At 26.5% G+C, this 22,150-nt stretch carries 26 protein-coding genes; 19 read left to right on the top strand and 7 right to left on the bottom strand.

Going from position 1 to position 22,150, the window contains the following annotated elements:
• From BT997_RS11160 to BT997_RS11120, 9 genes are all read left to right on the top strand, one after another.
• Positions 1 to 748: sensor histidine kinase (locus BT997_RS11160; protein ID WP_143145191.1), on the top strand; the 748-nt coding region annotated here is incomplete at its 5' end.
• Positions 741 to 1,427, top strand: a complete 687-nt coding sequence (locus BT997_RS11155; RefSeq protein ID WP_072681976.1) for a response regulator transcription factor — start codon at positions 741 to 743, stop codon at positions 1,425 to 1,427. The genes BT997_RS11160 and BT997_RS11155, both read left to right, overlap by 8 nt.
• 69 nt (positions 1,428 to 1,496) lie before the next feature.
• On the top strand, positions 1,497 to 2,453 hold the full coding sequence (locus BT997_RS11150; protein WP_072681975.1) for a TRAP transporter substrate-binding protein: 957 nt from the start codon (positions 1,497 to 1,499) through the stop codon (positions 2,451 to 2,453).
• Positions 2,454 to 2,457: 4 nt separating this feature from the next.
• Positions 2,458 to 2,943: a TRAP transporter small permease subunit gene (locus tag BT997_RS11145; protein WP_072681974.1), complete on the top strand. Its 486-nt coding sequence runs from the start codon at positions 2,458 to 2,460 to the stop codon at positions 2,941 to 2,943.
• Complete coding sequence (locus tag BT997_RS11140; protein WP_072681973.1) at positions 2,933 to 4,267, top strand: TRAP transporter large permease; 1,335 nt, start codon at positions 2,933 to 2,935, stop codon at positions 4,265 to 4,267. Before BT997_RS11145 ends, BT997_RS11140 begins: the two co-directional genes overlap by 11 nt.
• Before the next feature lie 85 nt (positions 4,268 to 4,352).
• Positions 4,353 to 4,553 carry a hypothetical protein gene (locus BT997_RS11135; protein ID WP_072681972.1) on the top strand — a complete coding sequence of 67 codons (201 nt, stop codon included), beginning with the start codon at positions 4,353 to 4,355 and terminating at the stop codon, positions 4,551 to 4,553.
• A gap of 39 nt (positions 4,554 to 4,592) precedes the next feature.
• Positions 4,593 to 5,342 (top strand): 5-oxoprolinase subunit PxpA, encoded by a 750-nt coding sequence (locus BT997_RS11130; RefSeq protein ID WP_083568703.1) that lies wholly within the window; start codon positions 4,593 to 4,595, stop codon positions 5,340 to 5,342.
• Positions 5,342 to 6,019, top strand: coding sequence for a 5-oxoprolinase subunit PxpB (gene pxpB / locus BT997_RS11125; RefSeq protein ID WP_072681971.1), 678 nt, complete (start codon positions 5,342 to 5,344; stop codon positions 6,017 to 6,019). The genes BT997_RS11130 and pxpB overlap by 1 nt, the downstream gene beginning before the upstream one ends.
• Positions 6,016 to 6,930: a biotin-dependent carboxyltransferase family protein gene (locus BT997_RS11120; RefSeq protein WP_072681970.1), complete on the top strand. Its 915-nt coding sequence runs from the start codon at positions 6,016 to 6,018 to the stop codon at positions 6,928 to 6,930. The genes pxpB and BT997_RS11120 overlap by 4 nt, the downstream gene beginning before the upstream one ends.
• Here BT997_RS11120 and BT997_RS11115 read toward each other — a convergent pair.
• Together BT997_RS11115 and BT997_RS11110 are read right to left on the bottom strand one after the other, a co-directional pair.
• Positions 6,917 to 7,726 (bottom strand): diguanylate cyclase domain-containing protein, encoded by an 810-nt coding sequence (locus tag BT997_RS11115; protein WP_072681969.1) that lies wholly within the window; start codon positions 7,724 to 7,726, stop codon positions 6,917 to 6,919. The two genes, BT997_RS11120 and BT997_RS11115, sit on opposite strands and share 14 nt — an antisense overlap.
• Entirely contained in the window at positions 7,716 to 8,867 is a 1,152-nt protein-coding gene (locus tag BT997_RS11110) for an EAL domain-containing protein (protein ID WP_072681968.1), read from the bottom strand. The genes BT997_RS11115 and BT997_RS11110 overlap by 11 nt, the downstream gene beginning before the upstream one ends.
• Positions 8,868 to 9,127: 260 nt before the next feature.
• On the opposite strand from BT997_RS11110, the gene BT997_RS11105 reads away from it, so the two are divergent.
• From BT997_RS11105 to BT997_RS11080, 6 genes are all read left to right on the top strand, one after another.
• Positions 9,128 to 9,760, top strand: a complete 633-nt coding sequence (locus tag BT997_RS11105) for a hypothetical protein (RefSeq protein ID WP_072681967.1) — start codon at positions 9,128 to 9,130, stop codon at positions 9,758 to 9,760.
• A gap of 1 nt (position 9,761) precedes the next feature.
• The gene (locus tag BT997_RS11100) at positions 9,762 to 10,292 is read left to right on the top strand and encodes a DedA family protein (protein ID WP_072681966.1); all 531 of its coding nucleotides are present in this window, start codon (positions 9,762 to 9,764) and stop codon (positions 10,290 to 10,292) included.
• A 13-nt stretch (positions 10,293 to 10,305) separates the two neighbouring features.
• The gene (gene dbpA / locus BT997_RS11095) at positions 10,306 to 11,676 is read left to right on the top strand and encodes an ATP-dependent RNA helicase DbpA (protein ID WP_072681965.1); all 1,371 of its coding nucleotides are present in this window, start codon (positions 10,306 to 10,308) and stop codon (positions 11,674 to 11,676) included.
• A gap of 39 nt (positions 11,677 to 11,715) precedes the next feature.
• The gene (locus tag BT997_RS11090) at positions 11,716 to 11,997 is read left to right on the top strand and encodes a peptidylprolyl isomerase (protein ID WP_072681964.1); all 282 of its coding nucleotides are present in this window, start codon (positions 11,716 to 11,718) and stop codon (positions 11,995 to 11,997) included.
• A 69-nt stretch (positions 11,998 to 12,066) separates the two neighbouring features.
• The gene (locus tag BT997_RS11085) at positions 12,067 to 12,450 is read left to right on the top strand and encodes a thioredoxin fold domain-containing protein (RefSeq protein ID WP_072681963.1); all 384 of its coding nucleotides are present in this window, start codon (positions 12,067 to 12,069) and stop codon (positions 12,448 to 12,450) included.
• Between the two features lie 7 nt (positions 12,451 to 12,457).
• A complete protein-coding gene (locus BT997_RS11080; protein ID WP_072681962.1) occupies positions 12,458 to 13,051 on the top strand; it encodes a pentapeptide repeat-containing protein in 594 nt (197 codons plus the stop codon).
• Between the two features lies 1 nt (position 13,052).
• On the opposite strand, the gene BT997_RS11075 is transcribed toward BT997_RS11080, so the two are convergent.
• The 4 genes from BT997_RS11075 to BT997_RS11060 all read right to left on the bottom strand — a co-directional run bounded on the left by BT997_RS11075 (position 13,053) and on the right by BT997_RS11060 (position 18,508).
• On the bottom strand, positions 13,053 to 13,418 hold the full coding sequence (locus tag BT997_RS11075; RefSeq protein ID WP_072681961.1) for a hypothetical protein: 366 nt from the start codon (positions 13,416 to 13,418) through the stop codon (positions 13,053 to 13,055).
• Between the two features lie 78 nt (positions 13,419 to 13,496).
• Positions 13,497 to 14,993, bottom strand: coding sequence for a hypothetical protein (locus BT997_RS11070; RefSeq protein ID WP_258239476.1), 1,497 nt, complete (start codon positions 14,991 to 14,993; stop codon positions 13,497 to 13,499).
• 176 nt (positions 14,994 to 15,169) lie between these two features.
• Complete coding sequence (locus BT997_RS11065) at positions 15,170 to 16,543, bottom strand: PhoH family protein (protein WP_072681959.1); 1,374 nt, start codon at positions 16,541 to 16,543, stop codon at positions 15,170 to 15,172.
• A 48-nt stretch (positions 16,544 to 16,591) separates the two neighbouring features.
• Positions 16,592 to 18,508 (bottom strand): cache domain-containing protein, encoded by a 1,917-nt coding sequence (locus BT997_RS11060; protein ID WP_072681958.1) that lies wholly within the window; start codon positions 18,506 to 18,508, stop codon positions 16,592 to 16,594.
• Positions 18,509 to 18,648: 140 nt separating this feature from the next.
• Here BT997_RS11060 and BT997_RS11055 point away from each other — a divergent pair, with 140 nt between their 5' ends.
• On the top strand, positions 18,649 to 19,578 hold the full coding sequence (locus BT997_RS11055) for a class I SAM-dependent methyltransferase (RefSeq protein ID WP_072681957.1): 930 nt from the start codon (positions 18,649 to 18,651) through the stop codon (positions 19,576 to 19,578).
• A gap of 28 nt (positions 19,579 to 19,606) precedes the next feature.
• Here BT997_RS11055 and BT997_RS11050 read toward each other — a convergent pair whose 3' ends face one another.
• Positions 19,607 to 19,849, bottom strand: coding sequence for a hypothetical protein (locus tag BT997_RS11050; protein WP_072681956.1), 243 nt, complete (start codon positions 19,847 to 19,849; stop codon positions 19,607 to 19,609).
• Between the two features lie 157 nt (positions 19,850 to 20,006).
• Here BT997_RS11050 and mltB point away from each other — a divergent pair, with 157 nt between their 5' ends.
• The 3 genes from mltB to BT997_RS11035 are packed head-to-tail and all read left to right on the top strand — an operon-like array spanning position 20,007 to position 22,149.
• On the top strand, positions 20,007 to 21,026 hold the full coding sequence (gene mltB / locus BT997_RS11045) for a lytic murein transglycosylase B (RefSeq protein ID WP_072681955.1): 1,020 nt from the start codon (positions 20,007 to 20,009) through the stop codon (positions 21,024 to 21,026).
• A 48-nt stretch (positions 21,027 to 21,074) separates the two neighbouring features.
• On the top strand, positions 21,075 to 21,506 hold the full coding sequence (locus BT997_RS11040; RefSeq protein WP_072681954.1) for a disulfide oxidoreductase: 432 nt from the start codon (positions 21,075 to 21,077) through the stop codon (positions 21,504 to 21,506).
• Positions 21,496 to 22,149, top strand: coding sequence for a thioredoxin domain-containing protein (locus BT997_RS11035; RefSeq protein WP_072681953.1), 654 nt, complete (start codon positions 21,496 to 21,498; stop codon positions 22,147 to 22,149). Before BT997_RS11040 ends, BT997_RS11035 begins: the two co-directional genes overlap by 11 nt.
• The last annotated feature ends 1 nt before the right edge of the window (position 22,150 follow it).

Below are 22,150 nucleotides of genomic sequence, written 5' to 3'. Positions count from 1 at the left end.
AAAAAAGATTGATAAAGCTTTAAAGGAAGCAAAGAAAAAAGATAGGGCTATGCTTCATCAGTCAAGGCTTGCTAGAATGGGAGCGATGCTTTCTATGATTGCACATCAATGGAGACAACCATTAACTGAAGTATCTGGTATCTTAATGGAACTAGAAACTGCAAATAAGTTTAAAAAACTAGATGATAAATTAATCAATGAAAGTGTTAAGGAATCAAATAGATTAATACAATTTATGTCACATACAATAGATGATTTTAGAAACTTTTTTAAACCTGATAAAAAGAAAGTAAGGTTTTATGTGGATGATGCATGTAATGAGGCTGTTACTTTAGTGAGTGCTTCAATTAAAAGTTATCATATAAATTTAACCAAGAGAGTAAAATGCAACTCTATAATAAATGGATATGAAAGAGAGTTTGCACAAGTTATGCTAAATCTTATTTCAAATGCAAAAGATATATTAAATCAAAGAGAGATAGAAAATCCAAAAATTGATGTAGTTGTTGATGTGGATGGTAAAGATGTTCTTATAACAGTAGAAGATAATGCTGGGGGAATAAAAGAAGAACATATTGATTTGATTTTCGAACCATATTTTACTACAAAAGAGAGTTCGCAAGGTACAGGACTTGGTCTTTATATGGCAAAGATGATTATTGAAAAAAATATGAATGGTGAACTTAGTGTTGAAAATAGTGAAAAAGGTGCACTATTTAGAGTTCGAGTGGAGATGGATAATGGATGAGAAACTATTAGAACAATTTAAAAACTATACAGTTCTTTGTGTAGAAGATGAAGATGGTATTAGAAAAAGATTAGTGAATACTTTAAACTATTATTTTGAAGATGTTTTGGAAGCTTCAAACGGTGAAGATGGATATGATTTATATCTTGAATACAAACCAAGTATTATTTTAAGTGATATTGAAATGCCAAATAAAAATGGTATCGAGATGATAACAAAAATTAGAGAAGAAAATTTAGATGTGATTGTAATTATGGTTACTGCTTATTCAAATGAAGAATATCTTTTAGATTTGATTAACTTGAATATAAATCACTATATATTAAAACCTATAAATTCTGAAAATCTTTTAAATGGAATAATAAAAGCTTTAGGAAATAGGTTGACTACTAATTTAATATTTTCTAAAGAGTGCTATTTTAATGTCCAAGCCCATGAACTTATCTATAAAGATGAGGTAATAAATTTACGAAAAAGAGACAAAGAGTTTTTGCTTTTACTTTATAGAAGCAAAAATCAAGTAGTTACTTATGAGCAAATAGATGAATATATCTGGAAAGATAGAACTATGAGTATGAGTGCATTAAAAACATTTATAAAAGAACTAAGGCAGAAACTTCCTTTAGAATTAATTCAAAATATTACACAAACTGGTTATAAACTGCGAAAAATAGACTAAAACTTAAAAACTCACTGTTTCCTCACTTAAGATTGATAATCTTCCATATATTAATCTTAAGGAGTTAAAATGTTAAAACAAGGTTTATTAATCGCAGGGTTAGCTGCATCGCTTATGGCAGCTAATGTAAAAATGGATTTAAATGCAAAGTATGGAGCAAATAATTTCCATACAAAAGGTGCTGAAAAATTTGCAACTTTAGTAAAAGACTATTCTAAAGGAAGTGTTAATATTACAGTTCATGCTGGTTCATCATTAATTAAAGGAAATCCTTTAAAAGCTGTTAAAGATGGTACTGTTGCAATGACAGATATGTTTATTCCTTTTACATCTGGTGGAGGGAAAGTATTTGGTATTTCTGCTTTACCTTTTATTGCTCAATCATATGATGATGCATATAAGTTATATCAAATTTCAAAACCAGCATATGAAAAAACTGCTAAAAAATGGAATCAAAAATTACTTTATAGTGTAACTTGGCCACCATCTGGATTTTATTCAAATAAAGCTATGACTTCAATCTCTGATTTCAAAGGTGCAAAAACAAGAACTTATGATAAGAATTCAGCTGCATTTGTAAATAGTGCAGGAGGAAATGCTGTTGCTCTTCCTTGGGGAGAAGTTTATTCATCATTAAGAACGGGAATGGTTAACTCAGTTGTAACATCATCTGCATCGGGTAAAGATGGGAAATTTTGGGAAGTATTAGATAATTTTACTAAAATAAATTATGCATATCCTTTACAAGCTGTTACTATTAATTTAGACTACTGGAATACACTAACAAAAGATCAAAAAGATGCCATGTTAAAAGCTGCTTCTGAAATTGAAAAATCTCAATGGGAAGCTTCAAAAGAAGAAGATAGAGTTGCTTTAGAAACATTGGTTAAAAATGGAATGAAAGTTAACGATGCAAGTGCTCAATTAAAAGCAGAGCTTGACAAAATTGCAAATGATTTATTATCTAAATATTTAGATGGTGCAAGTTCTGATATTAAAAAGATTTTCGAAGAATATAGAAAGTAAAAAGATGGATACTCTATCAAATTTTATAGATAAGCTCTGCAAAGGCGGAGCTTATTTATCTGGAATATTATTAGTAAGTTTAGTAGGTTTAATCTTAACAGAGATTTTTTTAAGATACTTTTTTAATATGTCTACAATGATTGCAGATGAATATAGTGGGTATTTGTATTTAGCTTCAATCTTTTTAGGTTTAGCATATACATTTGCAAAAGATGGCCATATTCGTATAAATATTATTACATCAAGATTAAGTAAAAATACAAATGGTTTTATTGATGTAATTGCTGCAATTATTACCTTATGTGTATTAGCTTTTATTCTTTATAGAACAATACTTTTTACATATGATTCTTATGAGTTGGAAATGCTATCTGAAGCAGTTTCAGAAACACCACTATATTTAACGCAAATAGTTATGCCTATTGGAACTATTTTGTTTATTCTTGCAGTTGTTGCATTTATTATTAAAAGGCTTAAAAATGATATCTGATCCACTAATTTTATCTGTTATTATAATTGTAGTAATGTTCGCATTTTTACTTTCATCTATTTGGATTGGAGTATCATTGATATTAACTGGTATATTGGGAATGCTCCTTTTTGACCATAATCTTCCACCTGTTATTTCTGTATATGACAAGATAGGAGATTTATTAGCAGGCTCTTTATATGATGCATTAAATTCTTGGTCACTTGCTGCTTTACCGATGTTTATACTTATGGGCGAAATTTTATATAAGTCTTCTATTTCCACAAGATTGTTAAATGGTTTAAAACCTTGGCTTAGTTATATTCCTGGTGGTTTACTTCATGTAAATGTTGCAGCATGTTCGCTTTTTGCTGCAGTTTCAGGTTCAAGTGCAGCTACTACTGCTACAGTTGGAAAAATTACACTTGATGAGCTTAAAAAAAGAGGTTATTCAAAATCAATTGCAATGGGTTCACTTGCTGGTGCTGGAACTTTAGGATTTTTAATTCCTCCTTCTCTTATTATGATTATTTATGGAGTATTAGCTGATACTTCTATTGGTAAGTTGTTTATTGCGGGAATTCTTCCTGGGCTTTTACTTGCAACTTTATATTCAATTTATATTATGATTGCTGCAAAAGTTGATCCAAGTGTTGAACCAGAAGTAAAAGAGACCTTTACTTTTAAACAAAAAATAGATTCTTTAAAAGATTTACTTCCAGTATTTTCTTTGATTACTTTGATCCTAGGTTCTATTTATGGAGGACTTGCTACTCCAACTGAAGCTGCGGCTTTAGGAGTTATGGGTGCAACATTATTAGCTATATACTTCAAAAGCTTTTCTTGGGAAATTTTTAGAACAGCAGTTTTAAATTCTGTTAAGACTTCAACAATGATTAGTTTTATTATTGCAGGTGCAGTTTTTCTTTCTCAAGTAATTGGATTTTTAGGAATTGCAAGAGCTATGAGTGAGTTTATTACAGGACTTGGATTATCTCCTTTAATGTTAATTTTACTTATTGGTATTATGTATATAATTTTAGGAATGATTCTTGAAGCAATTTCAATTGTAGTTATGACTCTTCCTATTGTTCTTCCAATTGTTGTATTAGCAGGATTTGATCCTTTATGGTTTGGTGTATTTTTAGTATTTATGGTTGAAATGGCACAAATTACGCCTCCTGTTGGCTTCTCCTTATTTGTTATACAAAGTATATCCAATGAGAAAATAGAGACTATTTTAAAGGCAACTTTTCCATTTTTTATAATGATGATTATAACAGTAATGGCAATTACATTCTTCCCTGAAATTGTACATTATTTACCAAATCAAATGATTAAATAAATTTAGTTTAGAAGTGGTATAAAACCCACTTCTTACACACTTAAGCTAGTTAAAATTTTGTCGAAATTTAATATGTGGAAAAAGAATGACAGAATTATTATTTGTAATGGCGTGTGTATTGATTTATTTATACTCATTTTTATATAGAAATATTGCAATATTAGCAAGTGGTATGACAATTTTAGTTGCTTCATATGTTGATGTTAACTTATATTTTGTTATAGCAATGGTTTTAATTCTAGGAATTATTAGAATAAACAAGACTGGTATAAGAGATGACTCTTGAAGTTATTTGTTTAATATATGGTAAAATAAAGGAATATTAATGCAAGGTGATAATATGAATATTAGACTAAACTGTGATATGGGTGAAAGTTTTGGTATTTGGAAAATGGGTAAAGATGAAGAGATTATGCCTTATATCTCTTTGGCAAATTTAGCATGTGGTTTTCATGCCTCAGATTCTCTTACTATGAATCGTTCTGTTGAACTTGCAAAAAAGTATAACGTGACAATTGGTGCACATCCAGGTTATCAAGATTTAGTAGGTTTTGGAAGAAGAAGTATGCTTTGTTCTTTAGAAGAGATAAAATCTATTGTTCTTTATCAACTAGGAGCACTTAGTGCTTTTTGTAAACTTCATAATACAACAGTAGCTTATGTGAAACCTCACGGTGCTTTATATAATGATATGATGAGAGATGAAAATATCTTTAAAGCAATACTAAGCGCAGTGGCTTCTTATGATAAAAATATTAGATTAATGATTTTATCAACACCAAATTATGAAGCTTATGAACATACTGCTATGTTATATGGTATTTCACTACTCCATGAAGTATTTGCAGATAGAAATTATAATGATGATGGTTCATTAGTTTCGAGAATGTTACCAAATGCAATTGTTCATGAGGAATTAGAAGTTATGGAAAGAATTAAAAACTTACAAGAAAGAGGTTATCTTGAAAGTATAAATAACAAAAAACTGTTTTTGAAAGCTGATACTGTTTGTGTTCATGGAGATGGAGAAAATGCTTTAGAGTTTATAAAAGCTTTACAAAAAGTTTTAAGTTAATGAATATAAAAATTGCTTCTGCTGACTCTTTAATTATCTATTTTAGTGATACAATTTCTAAAGAAGTTTCACTAAAAGTTAAAAGTGCTTATAAAAGATTAAAAGAAAAAAATGATAAAGGTTTAATTGAGATTATTCCTTCTTATACTTCTTTATTTATCTCTTATGATATTTTTAAATTTGATTTTGAAGGTATAAAAAGCTTTTTAGAAGATGAGTTAAAGAATCTAAAACCATATGAAGAAAATAATTCAACTCTTATAAATATTGATGTCTATTATGGAAAAGAAGTTGGACTAGATTTAGAAAGAGTTGCTTCTTTTGCAAATATAAGTGTAGAAGAAGTAATTCAAATACATAGTTCAAAAATATATGAAGTTTATGCAATAGGATTTTTACCTGGATTTGCTTATTTAGCTTCTATTGATGAAAAGATTATAGTTCCAAGATTAGAGAGTCCTAGAAAACTTACACCTAAAGGTTCTGTTTCAATTGCAGATAATCAAACTGCAATTTATCCTCAAAATTCACCAGGTGGATGGAATATATTAGGTAGAACAACTTTTGAACTTTTTGATAAAAAATTAGAAGAATTATCACCAGTTTCAATTGATTCTAAAATAAAATTTAATCCAATATCAAAAGAAACTTTTTTAGATCAAGGTGGAGTTATATGAGTGGTTTTGAAGTTATAAAAGCAGGAGTTTTTACTTTAGTTCAAGATAGAGGAAGATATAACTACGCTCATTTAGGTGTTACTAGTGCTGGTTCTTTAGATGAATATGCAGCTTTATGGGCACATAAACTTTTAGATAATGATATAAACGATAATCTACTTGAAATAGCTTTTTCAAATGTTGAACTTAAGTCAATAGGAGATACTACTATTTCTATTACTGGTGCGTATTGTGAGTTTTTTATAAATGGAGTTTTAAAACCAGTTTGGCAAAGCTATAATATAAAAGCAGGTGATACTATTAATATAGGTAAGTTTACATCTGGAACTAGAGTATATTTTGCTGTTAAAAATGGTTTTACAATCAAAAAAGAGTTTGGAAGTAATTCAACTTCGATAAAAGATAGTCTTGGGGGATTATCTGGAAATAAGTTAGTTAATAATGACTTTTTACCTTTTGTAGATACAAAAGCTATTGTTAAAAAAAGAGTTAGAGAAGATTTATTACCAAAATATGAAAGTGAATTAACTTTAAGAGTAGTTCTATCTTATCAAGAAAGCAGTTTTATAAAAGAAGAAAAAGAGAAGTTTTTTAATTCAAGTTTTACAGTTACAAGTGATTTTAATAGAATGGCATGTAAATTAAAAGGTGAACAAATAAAATCTAGTTTAGATGGTATTGTCTCTGAAGGAATCTCTTTTGGTGTAATACAAATACCAAAAGATGGACAACCAATAATTTTGTTAAAAGATAGACAGACTATTGGTGGTTATCCTAAAATTGGTTCAGTTTTGTCAATAGATTGTTTTAAATTAGCACAGGCAAAAATAGGTACAGTTGTGAGATTTGAAGAATTAAATATAGAAGATAGTCAGAATAAAATAAAATCTTTTTATTCTAACTTTTTTTAACTTCTTCAATATTTTTTAATAAACTATCTAATGCTTCATGAAAAGCTTGATCTTTTTTAACTTTTCTTATTGCATAATCAAAAGTAGGTTTAATCATAACTCCTGAGTTACTTTTTAGTGTTGTGTTATATAAAACATTTGAAATAGTACTCATAATAGTTTCTAATTGTTGAACATCATCACTGTTGATAGAAATAATAAACTTACTAGTTAGATATCTTGAGACATTGAAGTCTAAGTTTTCTTCTCCTAACTTATTTTTTAAGTAATTTGCTATAAATACAAGAAGGTTATTTGATATTAATTTATTGTATGTATCTGCAATGTATTCGTAATCTGCAACATCTACTAATATAATGATATTATCATCTTTAAATGTTGCTTCTCTTGTTAGATACTTATGATATAACCATTTTTTGTTATGTACTTTTGTTAAATAATCTTTATATACATTATCTGTAATTTCTTGTAGTTCTGTTTGCAGTGTTTTAATTTGTGTATATAAATTTTTTAACACTAATGTATTGTTATCTTTGATAGCTTTTTGAGCTTCTAGTGTAACTCCTGCAGCTGTATCAATAGTTTTTACTGCTTCATTTACATATGAGTTTATTTCATTGAATTCATCTAAAATTAGTTCACTCAATTCTTTTTCAAAAGATTCACTGTCTAAATCTAAATCAATAGTTTTAGCATGTTTATCAAAACATTGAAAATAGTTTGAAGGTAGTATAATCTCATTTGCAAGTAGTTCTGTAACTGTTGAATCAGTAATTTCTTTTAATTTAGTTTTCATCATTACCTCCAATTATTTTTTCTATTCTTTCAGGCTTTCCAATGTAATAGCCTTGTGAATAGTCAATATCAAGGGATTTTACATATCTTAGAATTCTTAAATCACTTACAAATTCTGCGACAACTTTTATATTTTGTTCTTTACAAAATTGAACTATACTTTTTACTAGGTTATAGTATACATCTTCGTCAATCTTTTTTATTAGACTTCCGTCAAGTTTTATATAGTCTGTATTTATATTTAAAATATGCTCATAATTTGAAAAACCGCTACCAAAATCATCAATAGCAATTTGTACATCATATGTTTTTAAATCATTAATAAAATCATTTACTAAATAAAAATTATTAATCTTTTTACTCTCTAGAATTTCTACAGTTAAATATTTACCAACATCTGAGTTTTTAATATTGTTAATAATTAAATCTTTCATTGAAGGATTTAAAATATCATTGTAGTCAAGATTTATATTTACATGAATTTTATATTTTTCAATATAATCTATTACTTTTAAAATAAGTATTTCCATTAATTTGTTAAATAATCTATATTTTCTAGCTTTACCTAAAAACACTTGAGGCATGATAATTTGGCCATCTTTGTCAAAGATTCTCATCAGAGCTTCATATTTGATTATTTCTGATGTTTTATTATCTTGAATAGGTTGAAAAAATGGCTCAACAGTTTTTTCTTTTATATTTCTATGTAAAGCGTCAAGTAATTCTTCATTTAAAAAGTGATTTTTATATAGTTTTGAATCATAATACATAAAATGAATATAGTTTAGTTTTGCATTATGTAAAGCTTTTTCAGCATATACTTGTAAATCTTTTTCTTGTCCTTTTGAACATCCAATAGTAACATCAATGTCAATCATAATTTCGTTATGTAAAAGACCAAATTGGTTAGTGACTATATTATTAAAAATAATATTTTTCACTTCCATAATTTCCATTTCATTTAATTCTTCATAAATTGTTATTGTGAAAACATCAACATGAGTATTTTTTACTTCAATACAAACGCGTCTTTCTAAATTAAAAAGTATTTGTTCTTTTATATCTTTTTTTAGAAGTTTAAAAAGTTGAGATAGTATGAAATTTCCGTTTTCAAATCCATATACTGCATTGATATCTTTCATGTAAAGGATATCTATAATATAGATAGTTTTTGTGTGATTCTTATAAAAATGTTTACAAAACCTTTGAAACAGGGACATTTCTTACCTTTTTAAATTATAAGTACATTCAGTATATATAATTTAATCTTAAGAAATGTAAAAGTTTTTTATGAATTTTCTAAAAAAATTAAAAATTTCTTATAAGACATATACAGAGTGTATAATACTCCTTAAATTTAATCAATTTTAGTTACAATCGCACATCATTTTAAAGGAAAGTTTTGAATCAAATTAATATAAAAGATTTAGATATCAAAGTTGATATTACAAATATACTAAATGCTATAGAATTAAAACAAGAAGTTCTAATCGATGTAAATGGTAAAGTTTATATCAATGAAGAATGTCCATTATCAATACCAATAATTTTTAAGTTAAGTGCACAAGAAAATGTTTCACCTTTACTTGATATAAAAGCTACAGCGATAAATATATTTAAAGATTATAAACCCGCTATATCAGGAACTATTTGTACATTAAAACCAATTATGGCTTGGCAAGAAATAATTTTTTTAAACCAACCTCGGATGTTATATTTTGATCATCAAACAGATGGTGTAGAATTATTTGAAGATAAAGAAATTGAAGACTATGGTTGGAACTGTACACCCTGTGATATTTCATATAGAGAAATTTCAGAATTTATAGAATCAAATTGTAATGGAACTTTTGTATTCTATGACAATGAAATTCAATTTAACGGTTTTGTAATAGTCGATGATATTGAAGATACAAGAGTTAAAGTGAAGAATTACATAATTAATAAAATAAAAGAAAAAATAGAAGATGAGTCAATTGATTTAGATGATAGTGAAGTTGAAGAATCTTTAGAGTTTTTTGAGATAAAGGTTTAAGTTGGAAGAGTTTATTAGAGACTGGGGATATATTGCACTATTTTTATATTCTTTCGGTGGAGGTTTTGTAGGGCTTGTAATTGCAGGTGTCTTATCATATGCTGGTGATTTAAATATAGTAGTTTCAATGGTTGTTGCAGGAACTTCAAATTTTATAGGAGATCAGTTTTTATTTTATATGGCACGAACAAACAAAGCATATGCAAATGATACTATGAAAAAATATGGTAGAAAAGTAGCTTTAGCTCATCTTCTTATGCGTAAATATGGTTCAACTGTAGTTTTTCTTCAAAAATATATTTATGGAATAAAAACTTTAATTCCTCTTGCTATGGGACTTACAAAATATTCATTTAAAAAATTCACTATGTATAATGCACTTGCAGCTATTGCTTGGGCAATAGTTATTGGTGGAGTAAGTTACTTAATGGGAGAGATTGTTTTAACTTATGCAGAAGAGTACAAATACTATGGAGTCGCGGTTATTTTAGCTATAATTTTGTCAGTATCATACTATTTTAAAAAAATATAATTAAGGATAATTTATCTCAAATTTAAAAGATTTAGAAATACCAAGTGAGTTTAAAAAGAATTTAGAAACATTAGGTTTTTCTAATTTAACTTCAATACAAGAAAAATCTTTACCTTCTATTTTAGATGGTAAAGATGTAGTTGGACAGGCTAAAACTGGTTCTGGAAAAACACTTGCTTTTTCAATTCCAATTGTAAATGCTTTAAATGTAAAAAAGTTTAGAATTCAGTCAATTGTTTTGGCTCCTACAAGAGAGCTTGCAAATCAAATTGCAGTAGAAATAAGAAAACTTTCACGACATATTCATAATGTAAAAGTACTTACTTTATGTGGAGGAGTTCCTTTTAAGCCCCAAGTTGCATCATTAAATCATGGTGCGCATATTGTAGTTGGTACTCCTGGACGAATATTACAACATATACATGAAACAAAAGTTGACTTTTCAAATGTAAATATGTTAGTACTAGACGAAGCAGATAAGATGCTAGATATGGGATTTTATGAAGATATTTTAAAGATTATTGAAAATGTTCCACAATATAGACAATCTTTACTTTTCTCTGCTACTTATGAAGATAATATTAAAAAATTATCAAATGAAATATTAAATAAACCAATTTTTGTGCAAAGCGAAGCAGTACATACAAGTGAAGTAATAAATCAAAAATTTTATAGTGTAACAGAAGAGGTAAAGACAGCTTTAATTCCTTCACTTATTTCTTCAAATAAATCAAAATCAGTGCTTATATTTTGTAACACAAAAATAAAATGTGATGAATTGACAGATGATTTACTTGATTTAGGATTAGATGTTTTAACACTTCATTCTGATTTAGACCAAAGAGATAGAGATGAAACTATTATTCTTTTCTCAAATAAATCATATCCTATTTTAATAGCTACTGATGTTGCTTCTAGAGGTTTACATATTGATGATATAGATTTAGTAATAAATTATGATGTAGCGCGAAATGAGATGGTTCATACTCATAGAATAGGAAGGACAGCACGTGCTGGGAAAAATGGACTTGCCGTAACTTTAGCTACTAATATAGATGATAATAGAATGGATTTAATTAAAGAAAAATTTGATGATGTTGAGTTTGAAGATATGACTACAGTTGTAGATGATATGAACTATAAAATTGATTCAGATTTTAGATCTATTTTTATTCTTGGTGGAAAGAAACAGAAGGTTAGAGCAGGGGATATTTTAGGTGCTTTAACAGCTGGTGTTGGACTTGATAAAAATGATATAGGAAAAATAAATATATTAGATTTTGTCTCTTATGTTGCAGTTAAAAAAGAAGTTATAAAAAAAGCTGTAAAAGGTTTAGAGAGAGGGAAGATAAAAGGTAAATACTTTAAAGTCTTTGAAAAGTAATTATGTTAAAATTCAAAAAAATTTAAAGGAAATAACAATATGGCAACAGCAACAGCTAGACACTTATTAGTAGAATCAGAAGAGTTATGTAATGAATTAAAAACAAGAATTGAAAATGGTGAAACATTTGAAGATTTAGCAAAAGAGTATTCTCAATGTCCTTCAGGTGCTCAAGGTGGAGATTTAGGTCATTTTTCACAAGGTCAAATGGTTCCAGAATTTGATGCAGTAGTTTTTAACAAAGCTTTGAATACTGTTCATGGTCCAGTTCAAACTCAATTTGGATATCACTTATTAGAAACTACTTCAAGAGAAGACTAATTTAATTATAAATTTTTAGACTCCTTTTAAGATAATCAATTATAATGATTTCTTATAAAAGGAGTTTTTATGAAATTACTTACAACAATACTATTTTTTACAGTATCTTTATTTGCAGCTGGTATAAATTTTGAAAAAGATTTAAATATAGCAAAACAAAAAGCTATAAAAGAAAACAAAAAACTCATGATAATGTATTCTACTCCAACATGTCCAGAGTGTAATTATATGAAGAAAAAAGTTTTTAAAGATAAAGAGATTATCTCTTATACAAATGATAATTATGTTTCTGTAATAATGGATATTAAAAAAGACAAGGAAATCTTACCTTACAAGTTTATAGGTATTCCAACATTTTATTTTGCTGATCCTAAAGATATGAAATTATTATCTAAAAAAATTGGTGGTACAAGAGAAGCTCAGTTTTTAGATATTATAAAGCAAGTTAAATAGAGTAAATATGAAATATATATTAATAATAGCCTTATTCTTTTCTTCACTTTTTTCATATAGTGAAACAGATTTAAAAAAACTTTTAGAAACTAATATTTGTCAAGAATGTGATTTAACAAATGTAAATCTAAGTGGTAAAAATTTAGAAAAAGTAAATTTAACAAGTTCAAATTTAAGTGGTGCAAATTTAGAAAATACAAATTTATTAAAATCTAACCTTTGGGGTGCAAACTTAACAAATACAAATCTAAATGGTGCAAATGTAAGGGCTTCTAATCTTTCAGGAGTAGAACTTATAAATGCAAAATGTAATAATACTATATTCAAAGGCGTAAACCTTTCAAATGCTACTTTAGAAAATTTGAAGTGTGAGAATTTATCTATTTGGTCAGCAAGGTTTTTAGATACTTCTTTTGAAAATGTAGACTTTACAAATGCAGGTGGAGCTTACTCAATTTTTGATGAAATAGATTTTTTTGGATTAAAAATAGAAAATGTAATTTTTTGGAATGCAAAGGTTTCTAATTCTACAATGTCAAAAAAACAATGTGAACACTTTAAAAAAGAGGAAGCTATATTAAAAGATGTAGAGTGCGAATAAGTTAAGAAACTTTTTCCTCTACCTCTTCATCCCAAAGAATTGAGACTCCATACTCTTTGTCTGCAATTACATATTTAAAATATTCTCTAGTTCCTTTTCTTCCATGAAGTCTTATTATAGTTTGTTCATTTTGAAGTAATTTTTTCATCTCATATTCAGAAAAAGAGCGTTTATTCCATTTTAAAAAAGCGTTTGAATATACTCTAAAAGTACAAGTTGAATCTGCTGTGAAAACATATTGTTCACTATCATCATACTCTTTTTTTGCATTTTCACAAGAGTATAGTTTGATTTGTTTTCCTTGTGCAGTTATTTTTTTTGATATAACATTTGCTTCGCAGTATGGGCATTTCCCTAAAATACTCATTTTAAACCTTTATTTGTTTTATATAAGTATTTTAGTGTAAGATTTTTGAAGAGCCAAAAAATATTTCAATTTGTAATATTAGTTATCAAAAACTTCAAAAAGTATTTGTCTTAAATCTTCTTTCATCTCTTCATTCATATTTTTCTTATTTGAGTATATATAAAAAGGAACAGTATTTAACATAGATTGTTTAAGTCTTTTTCTTAAAGTTGATATTTCATCTATATTAATTAAATTTTCTCCATCATAAAAGGAAAAACTTTTTTCTATACCAATTTTAAATGAAACTATTTGATATGTAAAGAAAAGTTCTTTATCTTCTTTTTCCCATTTTGTTATAAAATTATCAAGTCTATCTTGTAACTCTATTCTTCTTTTGTGTGTTATATTTCCAAAACTTTCTCTAAATTGATATCTTTGAATAGTTGTAAAACCTAATACTTTGTAAAATTCATTTAGATTTTTCCAAGGACTTCTAAAATATCTTTTCCCAAAAAGGACTTCTTCAAAACAGTAAATATATTTTTTATCTTCGTGAGATAGTTCTTTTTTTCTTTTTATATAAAAATACTCTTCTTTAAATAAAGAAATTAACCAGTTTTCATCTAGTTGTGATATTGTGTCAAGTCTTTTTTCTATATCTTTATGTTTTGCAAAGTTCCAAAGCATAGAAATAGAATCTGAAAGTTTATAATTTTCTTCTTCTTTATCAAAATATTTTTTTGCTAAATATTGCACTACGTTTTCTAAAATAGCATCTGTTTTTGCAATACCATGATTGAATATTACTTTTTTATAAAGATTAAATCTCATCTCCAGCATGTGTTCAATATCTATTAAACTCATGTCAAAATAACACAAGTGGTACTTTCCATTTTCTTCGACTAAGACTGCTTCTTTAGTAATTCTAATATGGTCATTTGGACCAGTTATATAACCACTTGCTAGCATATCTCTATTTATATAATCTAATCTATCTGCATCAACTGTACTATCAATTACTTTATGTAAAACAGAAAAATCAAAGCCTTTATATTTTTTATTCTTTAAAATTTTTATTGCAAGAATCTTAATAAGTTTTATTAAATCTTTTTCATCATTCTCTTTAATTAAATCAAAAATTTCATATTCAAATAAAATAATTAGAAGTTGTTTTCCTATTGCCTCATGGAGAACTTCACTAGAGTTTTCAGTTATCTCTTCATAGATTTTTATAAAATCTAACTCTTTTTTTGAAAGATTTTCTTCTTGTTTTATACTGTGGTAAACTTTTTCAAGTGCATATTCTACTTGGTGTGAAAATGGCAAATGCCCTACATCATGAAGAAGTCCAACAAGTCTAATAGTTTGTAAAATAATAGTATAAATAACTCTATCTTTTTTATTTTTTGTTGGAATAGTAAATTGATATAAAGCTTTGTTATCAAAATATGCTAAATCATCTAGATTTATATTTAGTTTCTCTTCTTTGATTATAGATTTAACTGCTTTTTTTAAATCTTTTAAGAAAGAGTTTTTTGTCTCTTTATGCGCATTAAGCAAAGCATTTTTAAAAATATATGAACTTAGATGCATAGTTCCTAAAGAATGAATAAATCTCTTAGTAGTAATAGATGGATATGAAAAATATGCTAAAGCATTTTGTGTGATAAATTGTAATCTATTCAGTATCTTTGTTTGAAGAATTTTATCTTCAAGTTTTGTATACTGAATATGATTATAAATAGTATCATTGATTAGTCTACTTTGGATTATCTTTTCCTTTCAAATATTCTTTCTGTAAATTCTGCAAACTTACCTCGAACTGCTTTTTCTAGTTCTATCGCAAACATTTTTACTTCTGGATGCTCTTGTCTTGTTTGTTTTAATAGTGTTGTAAGACCATTGTTATATTTATTTAAATATAGATTATCTATTTGTCTATTTGATCCAATTACTATTGCCATACAAGATTCGTCAAGTCTACTTAAAATTAATTGGGTAGTTTTTTCAGAAGAGTTTTGCCACTCATCCATAATGACAATTGCTTCAGAAAGTGTTCTTCCTCTAGCTTCCCCAGGCCATAATGTTTCAATACAATATTTAGATGTAAGTTCTGAAATTTTAGATTCTATTGATTCTTTATTCTCTTTGTTTTCACTTTTTTTAAGTTGTTTTTTTGCTACAAATTCTAAAGTATCCTGTAAAGCCATATTATAAATTCTAAATTTTTCGTCATTCCCTGCTAAATATCCTATATCAGCACCTTTATCAAGTGATTCTATAGAGTTTCTAACATAAACAATTTTATCGTAGTGTCCTAAATCAATAAGTCTCATAGCTGAAACCATAGACATAAGAGTCTTTCCTGAACCTGCTTTTGCATCAATAACAAGTAAATCAAACATATCAGTTAAAATTGCTTTCATAAAAAGTTTTTGTTTTAAATTAACAGGTTTAACTTGCATAGTTTTAAAATCTGCTTCTGTTAAAATATTTATTCTTTTATTTAAAATGATTCCATAAGTAGAGTTTCCATCATCACTTTCAAAAGCATAACAGAAATTTTCAGAAGAGTATTCTTCATCATATATAGTTATATCACTACCATCAAGAGAGTTAAATAAAGAAGAATCTACATTTATAAATTTTACAAATTCAAACTTTGGAACTGTAGATTTATCATCATGTAGTGTTTCTGCTTTTATACCTTTAAATAATGCAAAAGTTCTTGCATAGACATCTAAAGATAAAAATACAACTTGAGTACCTTTATAATAATCTTGAGCAATAGCAGCAACTTCAATTATTCTTTTGTCATTGCTCTCACTTAAATGAACTTGTTCAATTTCTGATTCGTATGCATCTTTTGAAATAATATGAAGTGTAAGTTCATCGTTATAAAGTTTTACAACTTTAAATCCTGTTTTGTAGTCAACCTCTTTGATTTTCATTTTTGCAAGTAGTCGTGCGAACTCTCTAGAATAATAACCTAATTCATTTGTTAGTTTCTTTTTATCCTCTAATTCTAATAAAACTGTTTCTGGTATAACGATGTTGTTAGTGCTATTGTCAGATATTCTACTTAAGTTTTGCACATTTTGTAAAATGATATTCGTATCTAATACATATACTTTTTCTTTCATAAAATTATTATAGCATGGAATAGCTACAAGTTAATGACAAAATGTATATTATTTATTAAGTGGTAACTTTATTTTAAAGCAAGCTCCTATAAAGTATGTATTGTCATGTTCATATTTACAGTTTTCTACTTCTAATGAACCTTTCATATTTTTTTCAATTATTTCTTTACACATATATAGACCAATACCAGTTCCTTGGCTTTTATGTTTAGTTGTAAAATATGGTTCAAAGACTCTATTTTTTAGATTTTTAGGAATTCCTCCAGCATTGTCTTTTATTTCTATAGAAACAAAACCTTTTACTTTTTTAACTTTTATGAAAATTATTTTCTTAAAATCTTTATTCTTTTTTGTTAATTCATCTTTTGCATTTGTTAAAATATTGATAATTACTTGAATAAATTCATTTTCAAAATTAGTTATTTTGATATCTTTTATATCTTTAACTATATCAATTTCTAAGTTATACAATTGAGCACTACAAAGAGATATTGCTCTACAAATAGTATCTTTTATACTAAATTCTACTTCATTTTTATTTGTTTTGAAAAAGTTTCTAAAATCATCAATTGTTTTTGATAAATATTGTGCTGAATCATTTATTCCTGATAATCCTTCAATTAAGAAACTATCTTCAAGTATATTCATCTCTTTTTGTATCTTTAATCCAGTTGCAGTTGTTGTAATAGTAGATAGAGGTTGTCTCCATTGATGGGCAATATTTCCTATCATTTCACCCATGGCAGCCATTTTAGTTTTTTGTGCCATAATATTTTGCTGTTTTGTATTTTTGTTGATATGTTCTTTAATCTCTTTTTTGTATTTAATAAATTTATTTTGTAATATTCTAGAAAAATAGATTGATAGTAGTAATAGTATAATTGTTATTAGGATTGTCACTTTTAAGATTTGATAAACATATTCTTTAAATTTTTCATCTAAATCTTTTCTTTTTTGAATAATTGCCATATTCATGTCATCTTCGTAAAAACCAGTTCCTATAATCCATGACCAGTTATCAAGACCTTTAACATAGCTTACTTTTTTAGTAGGTTGTTCACTTCCTGGTTTTCTATTTTGTACATAACTATAGTAGCCTTCACCATTTTTTGCAATTTGTAAGAGTTTATCTATTACCTCTTTTGTTCCTACTGCATCATTATTCGTAATGGCGTGTTTCCCGATATAGTCTTTTCGTATGTGACTTAAATAGATTAAATCATAATCAATGATAAAGATATATCCATCTTCATTTAAATTTACATTTTTTACAAAATCTAATATCTTCTCTTTTATTTCAACTTCATACTCTTCTATATATTCACCTGTACCAATAAACCATTCAAAAGGTTTAAAGTTTCGTACGAGACCAATTTTTGTTTTTTGTTTATCTGGGTTAGTTGGATTATACCAATGCCATTGATAAAAAGCTTCATCTTTTTTCTTTAAAAGACTTACCATATCTTGAATAACGTAAGCGCCTTTTGAATCTTGATGCTTCCAAAAGTCATTTCCTTCAAGTTCTGGGTTATGTGGAAGTAGAATATTTTTTCCAGTGTTTTCATATATAAAGAAATAACCTCTATTTTTATTGAACCTTATATTTCTAAGTGCATCAACAATTAGTTTTTTTATAAAAACTGGATCTTTATCTTGATTATTTTGATATATTGTATTTGCAATTGCATAAGCGTTGTTAACTGCATTTTTTAGAGATTCTTTTAACTCTTTTTGTGTTGATTGTTGTTCTCTTTTTATAAAATCATATACTTCATCTATTTCTTGTTTAATGATATTTTTATTTCGTGTAGTAAATTCAGTTCTTATTTTTTCTTTTTCAATTTCAAAAGTTCTATTATTTTCTGCAAATTGAATAGTTAGTGTTATTATAGAAATTGTTAGTATAAAAATACTTGGTGTATATTTTATTATTTTTAATAGCTGTTTTTCATTCTGAAATATCATCTTTGACCCATATTTAGATTTATAAATAGTATAATACATAAATATAATAATAATATGATAAATAGGAATTTATAAATTCTAATAGTTCAAACAGCTAATAAATCATAATTTGATATAATCAAAATAAAAAGTATTAATAAATGATAAGATTTACATCAGAATCTATGTTTGAAATAATTCAAATAGTTAAAAAAAATCTAGAAAAAGAGAAAACTTGCCAATTTGAAGTATTAAATCCTGATTTATTTAAGTCAAAATATGCAGGTGAAATTGTAATAATTGATAAAAAAGAGTACCTTTATAGAGGTTATAAAGCTTGGCAAGATTTAGCTCAAAAACTTTTTTCTAGAATGTTAACTCCAATTAAAGTTTCTGAAGTATATGTTCGTTTAGAGTTTGAAAAACTTGATTTAACTGATAGTTTTCATAATAAAAATAGTGAAAAAGAGGAAAAGTATGGAGTAGGGTCAACTTTTTTTGAAATAAATAAAAATGAAGAACCTGAAGTTTTATTATCATATTTTGAAGCATTACAAAATGTAAAGATAGAAAAGAGAAAAAGAATTTTAAATTTAGGTGTTAACACTGGTGAAGAATTTGAAATAATTGAAAGTATATATGATAAATTTCCAGAACATGAGTTTGTAGGAATAGATTATTGCGAATCTGCTATAGCCTTTGCAAAAGATAAGTTTAAAGAAAAAACAAATGTAAAATTCTATGCACAAGATATAAATTGCTTAGATGAGCTAGCTTTGGGAAAATTTGATTTGATTATTTCAATAGGAACTTTGCAAAGCTCAAATTTGGATTTCAATAAAACTTTTATGGATATTGTTCAGAACTATCTAAATAATGATGGTTCGATGATACTTGGATTCCCTAACTGTAGGTGGATTGATGGTGAAATTATTTATGGTGCAAAAGCTCCAAATTATTCATTTTCTGAGATGTCTATACTTTATAAAGATGCATTTTTTTGTAAGAAGTATCTTCAACAAAAGAAATTCAGAGTGACTTTAACTGGAAAATATTATATATTTTTAACAGCAACATCTATAAGAAAGTAAAACTTACTAAAAACTAAGAGGATTTCTCTTAGTTTTTAAAATCGTTATTTTCTAAATTACCTTCTATAAGCGTTGGATCTGTTTGATCAGGTTGTTCTGCCTCTGTAATACCTACATTATTTTTATCAATATTGTTAGGTCTTTCTTTTTTCATCATTTCTTTTTTCATCATTTTCTTTTCCATCATCTTTTTTTCACCATGATGTTCAGCAAATGCAACAGAGACTAAAATAAACATTGAGCTTAAAATTAATGCTATACCTTTTTTCATTTTGAATCCTTTAGTTTGGTCTTTATGGAAAAATTGTATCTCAATCAAGATTATAATTTTTTTTGTAAATTATCTATTTTTTAATTTTAAACTAGATTTAATTTTCTACTTATAATTTTTTATATGATTTTTTTATATTTTATGATATTGTTTTGTTATGAAAACAAAGAACATTTTTAAAGTAATATTAGCACTATTTTTATCTACAAATCTTTTTGCATATACAAAGAATTATAATAAAAATCTTGAAGTTAAAAGATTCATAAATGAACTTGTAAAAAAAGACAAGTTCAAGAAAAATGATTTAAAAAAACTATTTTCAAAGGTTTTTGTTCAAACTTCATCTTTAAAATATTATACAAAAGTGAAAAGGCCAGATTTTGAAACTAAGCGATATCATGGCAGTTGGGATAGGTATGAAAAAAAGCTTTTAACACAAAGAAGAGTAGATCTTGGTGTTGAATTTATGAAAAGAAATAAAAAAGCTTTATATAAAGCATATAAAAAATATGGAGTACAATCTGAATATATTACAGCTATTATTGGTATAGAAAGTTATTATGGAGAATATACAGGAACTTATCCTGTATTTGATGCTCTTGTAACATTAGCTTTTGAAGAAAATCGACGAAATAAATTTTTTAAAAGTGAGTTGAAAGCTTTTTTAAAATTAATGAAAAAAGAAAAACAAAACCCAAAAAAAGTTTATGGTTCATTTGCAGGAGCAATTGGATTAGCTCAATTTATGCCAAGTAATTTTAAAAAATTAGCAGTAGATTTTAATAAAGATGGAAAAGTAAATCTAAATCATGACATTGATGCAATAGGAAGTATTGCAAATTATTTTAATAAATCAGGTTGGAATAGAAAAATACCAGTTGCAACTAGAGTCTCTTATAAGGGAAAAAGATTTACACGATTAAAAACAGGATTTAAGTATAAGTATAAGCGCTCAAGACTTAAAGGAATTAAACCAAGAAGTGGAAGGTTCTATTATAATAAAAAAGTACATCTAGTTAAGCTTGATAGATATAGACATGACGAATTATGGTATGGTACAAAAAATTTTTATGTAATTACAAGGTATAATAGAAGTAATTATTATGCTATGGCTGTTCATAAACTTGCACAAGAAATAAGAAAAGAGTATAAAAAAAGTAGACGTAAATCCACATAGTCTCCACAAGATTTAGATATAATCACAAAATTTTTTATTAGGATAATTATGGATAATAAAACAATGAATTCCACATTAGTTTTTTTAAGTTTTTTAGTAGCTTCAACTGCTACTCTTGGTTCTTTATTTTTTAGTGAAATTATGGAGTTTATACCTTGTTCAATGTGTTGGTATCAAAGAATATTTATGTATCCACTTGTTTTAATATTTTTAATAAATTTACTTTATCCTGATGATAAGATTTTTAAGTATTCTTTTCCTATAGTTCTTGTAGGACTTTTCTTTTCAATTTATCATAATTTATTGATGTGGGGAATAATCCCTGAAAGTGTAGTTCCTTGTAGACAAGGAGTTCCTTGTTCAACTGAATATTTTGAGTATTTTGGATTTATAAATATTCCATTTTTATCTTTACTTTCATATTCATTAATTTTTATTTTTTTAATTATAGGTTTAAAAAAGGGTAACAATGCAAAATAAAAAAATTGTTTTTATTTCAGTAGCTGTATTAGCTTTAGTATTTATTGGTGCGATTATAGGATTTAAAAAAAGTGAATCATCAAACGTTGAAACTTTAGCAAAAACTAGTTCAAAAGGAGCTCCTTTTGTTAGAGACCATTCTGTAAGAATGGGTGATAATAAAAAGAATATTATCATTACAGAGTTTACTGATCCTGAATGTCCTGCTTGTAGAACTTTTCATCCAGCAATATATAATATTTATAAAGAATATTACGAAGATATACATTTAGTTATAAGATATTTAGCAAATCATAGAAATTCTGAATATGTTATAAAAATAATGGAAGCATCTAGAAAACAAAATAAATATAAAGAAGTGACTGATTTAGTATATAAATATCAACCAGCTTGGGCAGCAAAAAATAATCCAAATCCTCAACTTCTTTGGAATTTTTTACCAAATATTGAAGGTCTTGATGTAGAGAAATTAAAACAAGATGCGGATACAATTGATATTAGTGATATGTTAGCATTAGATAGACAAGATGCAGCAACTCTTGGTGTAAGAGGAACTCCTACTTTTTTTGTAAATGGAAAAAAACTTGAAAAATTAATTTATCAAGATTTTTTAGATTTAGTAGAATCAGAAATCTATAAGTAAG

The organism is Arcobacter sp. LA11 (assembly GCF_001895145.1).
Lineage (GTDB): Bacteria > Campylobacterota > Campylobacteria > Campylobacterales > Arcobacteraceae > Halarcobacter.
Note: the sequence above shows the minus strand (reverse complement) of the source record. Positions and strands in the feature narration are given on the sequence as shown.